This window comes from Cupriavidus sp. 01L46, from assembly GCF_056399905.1.
Genome location: NZ_JBFTSF010000104.1, coordinates 20,758 through 27,850, shown reverse-complemented (window position 1 = coordinate 27,850; position 7,093 = coordinate 20,758). Strand labels below are relative to the sequence as shown.

Below are 7,093 nucleotides of genomic sequence, written 5' to 3'. Positions count from 1 at the left end.
GGGTGTGCCTGAGAAGGCGCCCGCCGCCGCTGCGAGCGGTGAGGACCTGTTCCGCTTTGTCATTTCCGGTCAGTACGACCAGGAAGAGTCGAGCGGTCCGCAGGCCCGGGTCAAGCCGGTGCGCGAGCTGTCTGCAGACGACGATGCGCCCAAGCTGCACAAAGTGCTCGCCGAGGGTGGGCTGGGCTCGCGCCGGGAAATGGAAGAGCTGATCCTGCAGGGCCGGGTTTCGGTCAATGGCCTGCCTGCCCACATCGGCCAGCGCATCCTGCCGGCCGACCAGGTCCGGGTCAACGGGAAGCTGATCCACCGCCGTGTGTCGTCCAAGCCGCCGCGCGTGTTGCTGTATCACAAGCCGTCCGGCGAAATCGTCAGCCAGTCGGATCCGGAAGGCCGTCCGACCGTGTTTGACAGCCTGCCGCGCATCAAGGCAGGGAAGTGGGTGGCCGTGGGTCGCCTCGACTTCAATACCGAGGGCTTGCTGATCTTCACCTCCTCGGGCGATATCGCCAACAAGTTCATGCATCCGCGCTACGGCGTGGAGCGCGAATATGCGGTGCGCACACTGGGTGAGCTGGCCGAGGCCGATCGCCAGCGCCTGCTGCATGGTATCAAGCTCGACGATGGCGAGGCTAATTTTCTGCGTATCGCGGACGGTGGCGGCGAAGGCATCAACCACTGGTACCACGTGGCGCTGACCGAAGGCCGCAACCGCGAAGTGCGCCGCATGTTTGAGGCCGTCGGCCTGACCGTGTCGCGCCTGATCCGTACCCGTTACGGCCAGTTTCTGCTGCCGCGCGGCCTGAAGCGCGGCCGCTGGCAAGAACTCGCGGCGGACGACGTGCGCGCGCTGATGGCATCCATCGGCCTGAAGGCGCCGTCCAAGGGGGATAGCGGTCCTCGCGGCGGCAGCAAGGTAGGTGGCCGCCAGCAGCGCACCGAGGCAGCCATTGCCGGCATGCCGATGCCGACCGGCATGGACGGCCTGCCGCGCGTCAACCGCGGCAACGGCCCGCGCGGCAGCGGCGCTGGCCGCGGTCAGCCGGATCCGATGCAAACGTCGATGGGCTACATCGGTGGCCCGACCCTGCTGACGTCCCATACCACCAAGCTGGGCGGTGGCGCGGCGGGTTCCCCGCGCGGCCCGGGCGGCCCGGGTCGTGGCGGTCGCAGTGGCGGCCGTGGCGCCGGCATGGGGGGCATGGGTGGTATGGGTGGTATGGGTGGTGGTATGGGCGGCGGTCAGAATCGTTCCCAGCGCCGCGGTGGCGGCGAAGCCAATGGGAATGTGATGCCGCAGGCCGGCAAGCCCAACGGCAACCGCCGTCCTCGTGGCGGTGGCCGCGACGGCAATCGTTGAGCGATGCGAGGCAGGGCGCCTTGGGCGGGCCTGGCGGGGGAAAGAGCGGCACAGGCCGCTTCCCTGCCGCGCCAAAGCCGGGTGCCTTTGCCTTTTGTACCGCGACAGCGTATAATCAAAGTCTATTCAAAAGTCATCCTGCAAAAGGGTGGGCGAATGATGGGCATTGCGCCCATTTTTTTTTGCTTCGCCCGTTTCGTGTGCTTGCCGTGTTTCGCGGCGCGCCGGTCGGGATGACTGGCAGGCAAGCTGGCTGAAGCCGTCAATCAAGACGGCCGTGCCGATGGGCTGGGTCTGCCACGGTATTGATGGCCATTATTCGGGAATACAGTGCATCTGGCAGATTTGATCGAAACCACCCTGAACGGCATGGGGTACGAGCTGGTTGAGCTCGAGCGCGCTCCAGGCGGACTCATGCGCGTCTATATCGATCAGCCTGAAACCGGCATCGTCATTGAGGATTGCGAGAAGGTAAGCCGTCAGCTTACCCACGTGCTCACCGTCGAGAACATCGACTACGAGCGCCTCGAGGTGTCCTCGCCGGGGCTGGACCGGCCGCTCAAGAAACTGGCTGACTTCGTCCGCTTCGCGGGCCAGGAAGCCAGGGTTACCTTGCGCCTTCCGGTCAACGGGCAGAAGAACTTCGTCGGCATCCTGCAGACGCCTACCGGTGAGCCGGGGGCAGAGCAGATTGGCCTCGAGTTCGAAGGCCAGAACGGCACGGCGCTGCTGGAATTCACCATATCCGATGTTGATCGCGCACGCCTGGTGCCGGTGATCGACTTCAAAGGAAATCAGAAAAARGGGAACAAGCAATGAGCCGCGAAGTTCTGTTGCTCGTCGATGCGCTTGCGCGTGAGAAGAACGTCGACAAGGATGTGGTATTCGGTGCGCTGGAAGCGGCACTCGCTTCGGCAACCAAGAAGCGTTTCGAGGAAGACGTGGATATTCGCGTCGCCATCGATCGTGAGTCCGGTGAGCACGAGACGTTCCGCCGCTGGCTTGTAGTCCCCGATGAACAGGGCCTGCAGGAGCCGGACAAGCAAATCCTCATGTTCGAGGCACGCGAGCAGGATCCGGACATCCAGCTGGATGAGTTTGTCGAAGAGCAGATCGAGTCGGTCGAGTTCGGCCGTATCGGTGCGCAGGCCGCCAAGCAGGTGATCCTGCAGAAGATCCGTGACGCCGAGCGCGAGCAGATCCTCAACGATTACCTTGATCGTGGCGAGAAGGTCATGACCGGCACGGTCAAGCGTGCCGACAAGAAGGGCCTGATCGTCGAGTCCGGTCGCGTGGAAGCGCTGCTGGCCCGCGACCAGATCATCCCCAAGGAAAACCTGCGCACCGGCGACCGTGTCCGCGCATATATCCTGAATGTGGATCGCACCGCACGCGGTCCGCAGATCGAGCTCTCGCGCACCGCGCCCGAGTTCCTGATCAAGCTGTTCGAGAACGAAGTGCCGGAGATGGAGCAGGGCCTGCTGGAAATCAAGGCAGCTGCCCGCGACCCCGGCGTGCGTGCCAAGATTGCCGTGGTGGCGCATGACAAGCGTATCGATCCGATCGGTACCTGCGTCGGCGTGCGCGGCACGCGGGTGACCGCGGTCCGTAACGAGATTGGCGGCGAAGCTGTCGACATCGTGCTGTGGTCGGAAGACCCGGCGCAGTTCGTGATTGGCGCCCTGGCGCCGGCACAGGTACAGTCGATCGTGGTAGACGAAGAAAAGCACAGCATGGACGTGGTGGTCGACGAGGAAAACCTCGCCGTCGCCATCGGCCGCAGTGGTCAAAACGTACGCCTGGCGTCCGAGCTGACCGGCTGGCAGATCAACATCATGACGCAGGAAGAATCGGCACAGAAGCAAGCTGAGGAAAGCGACGTGGTGCGCAAGTTGTTCATGGCCAAGCTGGACGTGGACGAAGAAGTGGCTGACATCTTGATCGACGAAGGTTTCTCCACGCTGGAAGAAGTGGCCTATGTGCCCATCAGCGAGATGTTGGAAATCGACGCATTCGATGAAGATACCGTCAACGAGCTGCGCAACCGCGCCCGCGATGCGCTCTTGACGATGGAACTGGCCCGGGAAGAAAAGGTGGAAGAGGTGTCGCAGGATCTGCGCTCGCTCGACGGCCTGACCCCGGAACTGATCGGCAAGCTGGCCGAAGGCAATATTCACACGCGTGACGAACTGGCCGAATTGGCCGTCGACGAACTCGTCGACATGGTTGGTCTTGGCGAGGATGATGCCCGCGCGCTGATCATGAAAGCACGGGAACATTGGTTTAACTGAGGGACACGCTCACGTAGTGCTTTTCCAGGCTGCTTGAGCGCGCATTCCACACACAATTGTCCCGACGTATAAACCGAGCATTGAAAGGGTTTGAATGGCAAGCACAACAGTTGCCCAACTGGCCGCAGAACTGAGCCGCAGCGMAGCTGCCCTGCTGGAACAATTGCAGGCAGCTGGGGTGGGCAAGGTGACGCCTGACGACATCATCACCGAATCCGACAAGACCAAGTTGCTGGATTACCTCAAGCGTTCCCACGGGGCGGCCGATGACAGCGCGCGCAAGAAGATCACGTTGACCAAGCGTGAGACCTCCGAGATCCGCCAGGCTGATTCCACCGGCAAGACTCGCACGGTGCAGGTCGAGGTGCGCAAGAAGCGCGTCCTGATCAAGCGCGACGAGGCTTCCACCGATGGCCCGGATGGCCACGAAGTGGTCGAGATGCCGGTCGATGCGGCCGAGCAGGCACGCCAGGACGAGGAAGATCGTCAGCAGGCCGAGTTGCTGGCACGCCAGGAAGCCGAGTCGAAGGCACGCCAGGAAGCGGCCGAACGCGAGGAGGCCGAGCGCCGCGCCAAGCAGGAAGCGCTGGAGGCTGAAGAGCGCCGCCAGGCTGAGCTCGCCGCCCGCAAGGCGGAAGAGGAAGCTGTCGCCTTGCGCGCCGCCGCTACGGCCAAGGCGCCGGAAGACGACGATTCGCGCAAGAAGGCCGAAGACGAAAAGGCTCGCCTGGCCGCCGAACGCGCTGCCGCGCAGAAGGCCGCCGACGACGCCAAGCAGGCCGCCGACAAGGCGCGTGCCGAACAGGACGCAGCGCGCAAGCGCCGCGAGGCCGCCGAAGCCGAAGCCCGTGCCATTCAGCAGATGCTGAATGCGCCGGCGCGCGTTCTCAAGGCGCCGTCGGAACGCAAGGCCGAAGAAAAGAAGGCCGAGCAGACCGGCACGCTGCACAAGCCGGTCAAGCCGCCTGGCACCGAAGTCAAGAAAGACGAGAAGAAGCCCGCAACGACCACGGCCACCGCTACCACCACCGTCGACAAGAAGACCGGCAAGGTAGTGAAGGCGGGGACTTCCTCGACCTGGCAGGACGAAGGCTCGAAGAAGAAGGGCAGCGGCCTGAAGACCCGCGGCGATTCGTCGGGTGGCGTTGGCGGCTGGCGCGGCGGTCCGCGCGGTCGTGGCAACCGYCACCAGCAAGACGATCGCGGCACGAATTTCCAGGCGCCGACGGAACCGGTGGTGCGCGAAGTGCACATTCCCGAGACCATTTCGGTGGCCGACCTGGCGCACAAGATGGCCGTCAAGGCTTCCGAGGTCATCAAGCAGATGATGAAGCTCGGCCAGATGGTGACCATCAACCAGGTGCTGGACCAGGAAACCGCCATGATCGTGGTGGAAGAAATGGGCCACAAGGCGTTTGCCGCCAAGCTGGACGATCCGGAAGCGCTGCTGGTCGTGGGTGGTGAAGACCACACCGACGCCGAGCAGCTGCCGCGTCCGCCGGTGGTGACCGTGATGGGTCACGTCGACCACGGCAAGACCTCGCTGCTGGACTACATCCGTCGCGCCAAGGTTGCGGCAGGCGAAGCCGGCGGTATTACGCAGCACATCGGTGCCTACCATGTGGAAACCGAGCGCGGCGTGATCACCTTCCTGGACACCCCGGGTCACGAGGCCTTCACGGCCATGCGTGCTCGCGGTGCCAAGGCAACCGACATCGTGATCCTGGTGGTTGCGGCCGACGACGGCGTGATGCCGCAGACGAAGGAAGCCATTGCCCACGCCAAGGCGGCGGGCGTGCCCATCGTGGTCGCGATCAACAAAATCGACAAGCCCGAAGCCAACCCGGACCGTGTCAAGCAGGAACTGGTGGCCGAGCAGGTGCTGCCGGAAGAGTACGGCGGTGATTCGCCGTTCGTTCCGGTTTCCGCCAAGACCGGCGCCGGCATCGACGACCTGCTCGAGCAAGTGCTGCTGCAGGCCGAAGTGCTGGAACTGAAGGCACCGGTGGACGCCCCGGCCAAGGGCCTGGTGGTGGAAGCCCAGCTGGACAAGGGCAAGGGYCCGATCGCGACCATCCTGGTCACCAGCGGCACGCTCAAGCGTGGCGATGTGGTGCTGGCTGGCAGCGCTTATGGCCGCGTTCGCGCCATGCTGGACGAAACCGGCAAGCCGACCAAGGAAGCCGGTCCCTCGATTCCGGTCGAGATCCAGGGCCTGTCCGAAGTGCCGGCGGCTGGTGAAGAAGTGCTGGTGCTGCCGGACGAGCGCAAGGCGCGCGAAATCGCGCTGTTCCGTCAAGGCAAGTACCGCGATGTCAAGCTGGCCAAGCAGCAGGCGGCCAAGCTGGAAACGATGCTGGAACAGATGAGCGAAGGCGAAGTGCAGACGCTGCCGTTGATCGTCAAGGCCGACGTTCAGGGTTCGCAGGAAGCGCTGGTGCAATCGCTGCAGAAGCTCTCCACCGAAGAAGTGCGTGTACAGATCGTGCACGGCGGCGTGGGCGGCATCTCGGAGTCGGACGTCAACCTGGCTACGGCCTCGAAGGCGGTCATCATCGGCTTCAACGTGCGTGCCGATGCYGGCGCGCGCAAGCTGGCCGAAAACAACGGCATCGATATTCGCTACTACAACATCATTTACGATGCGGTAGACGAGATCAAGGCGGCAATGTCGGGCATGCTGGCACCGGAAAAGCGCGAAGTCACGCTGGGTACGGTTGAAGTGCGCCAGGTCTTCCGCGTGCCGAAGATTGGCGCGGTGGCTGGTTGTATGGTCACCGACGGGCTGGTCAAGCGTACCGCCTTGGTACGGGTGCTGCGCAACAACGTGGTCATCCATACCGGCGAGCTGGATTCGCTCAAGCGCTTCAAGGATGACGTCAAGGAAGTCAAGCAAGGCTTCGAGTGCGGTTTGTCGATCAAGAACTTCAACGACGTTCAGGAAGGCGACCAGCTCGAAGTGTATGAAATCACCGAGGTGGCGCGCACGCTGTAAGGCGTGTTGCGGGCGGCGGGCCAACTGGCCCGCCGCTGCCCTTCTCGACAGCAAGCGTATTGAATGGCCAAGAAAGGCAATATCTCCTCTCGTAATCTCCGGATTTCCGACMAGATCCAGCGCGACCTGGCCGAGATGATCCAGCGTGAGCTGCGCGATCCCCGCCTGGGGCTCGTCACACTGCAATCGGTCACGCTGACCCCCGACTACGCGCACGCCAAGGTGTACTTCACCGTCCTGGCGGCTGATGCCGCGGAAGTGGAGGGCATCCTCAACGAAAAGTCCGGTTACCTGCATTCGCTGCTCTACAAGCGGCTGCATATCCATACCGTGCCAACGCTGCGCTTCTTCCACGATACCTCGGTGGAACAAGCGATCGAGATGTCCAAGCTGATCAAAGAAGCCAACTCCACACGCGCAAAAGAAGACTGAAAGACGGCCCGTAAC

General features: G+C 63.3%; 5 protein-coding genes. All 5 read left to right on the top strand.

Annotated elements, in window-relative coordinates:
* The coding region (gene rluB, locus AC1DS3_RS19465; RefSeq protein ID WP_477127738.1) for a 23S rRNA pseudouridine(2605) synthase RluB at positions 1–1,360 on the top strand (1,360 nt) is incomplete at its 5' end.
* Positions 1,361–1,690: 330 nt separating this feature from the next.
* Positions 1,691–2,179, top strand: a complete 489-nt coding sequence (gene rimP, locus AC1DS3_RS19460; protein ID WP_043347318.1) for a ribosome maturation factor RimP — start codon at positions 1,691–1,693, stop codon at positions 2,177–2,179.
* A complete protein-coding gene (gene nusA / locus AC1DS3_RS19455; protein ID WP_043347317.1) occupies positions 2,176–3,651 on the top strand; it encodes a transcription termination factor NusA in 1,476 nt (491 codons plus the stop codon). Before rimP ends, nusA begins: the two co-directional genes overlap by 4 nt.
* A gap of 94 nt (positions 3,652–3,745) precedes the next feature.
* Complete coding sequence (gene infB / locus AC1DS3_RS19450) at positions 3,746–6,646, top strand: translation initiation factor IF-2 (RefSeq protein ID WP_477127737.1); 2,901 nt, start codon at positions 3,746–3,748, stop codon at positions 6,644–6,646.
* 63 nt (positions 6,647–6,709) lie between these two features.
* Positions 6,710–7,078: a 30S ribosome-binding factor RbfA gene (gene rbfA, locus AC1DS3_RS19445; RefSeq protein WP_477127736.1), complete on the top strand. Its 369-nt coding sequence runs from the start codon at positions 6,710–6,712 to the stop codon at positions 7,076–7,078.
* Positions 7,079–7,093 lie beyond the last annotated feature (15 nt).

Bases quoted from the DNA above. Each gene is read 5' to 3' on its own strand.
- nusA (WP_043347317.1), top strand. From the start codon at position 2,176: ATGAGCCGCGAAGTTCTGTTGCTCGTCGATGCGCTTGCGCGTGAGAAG.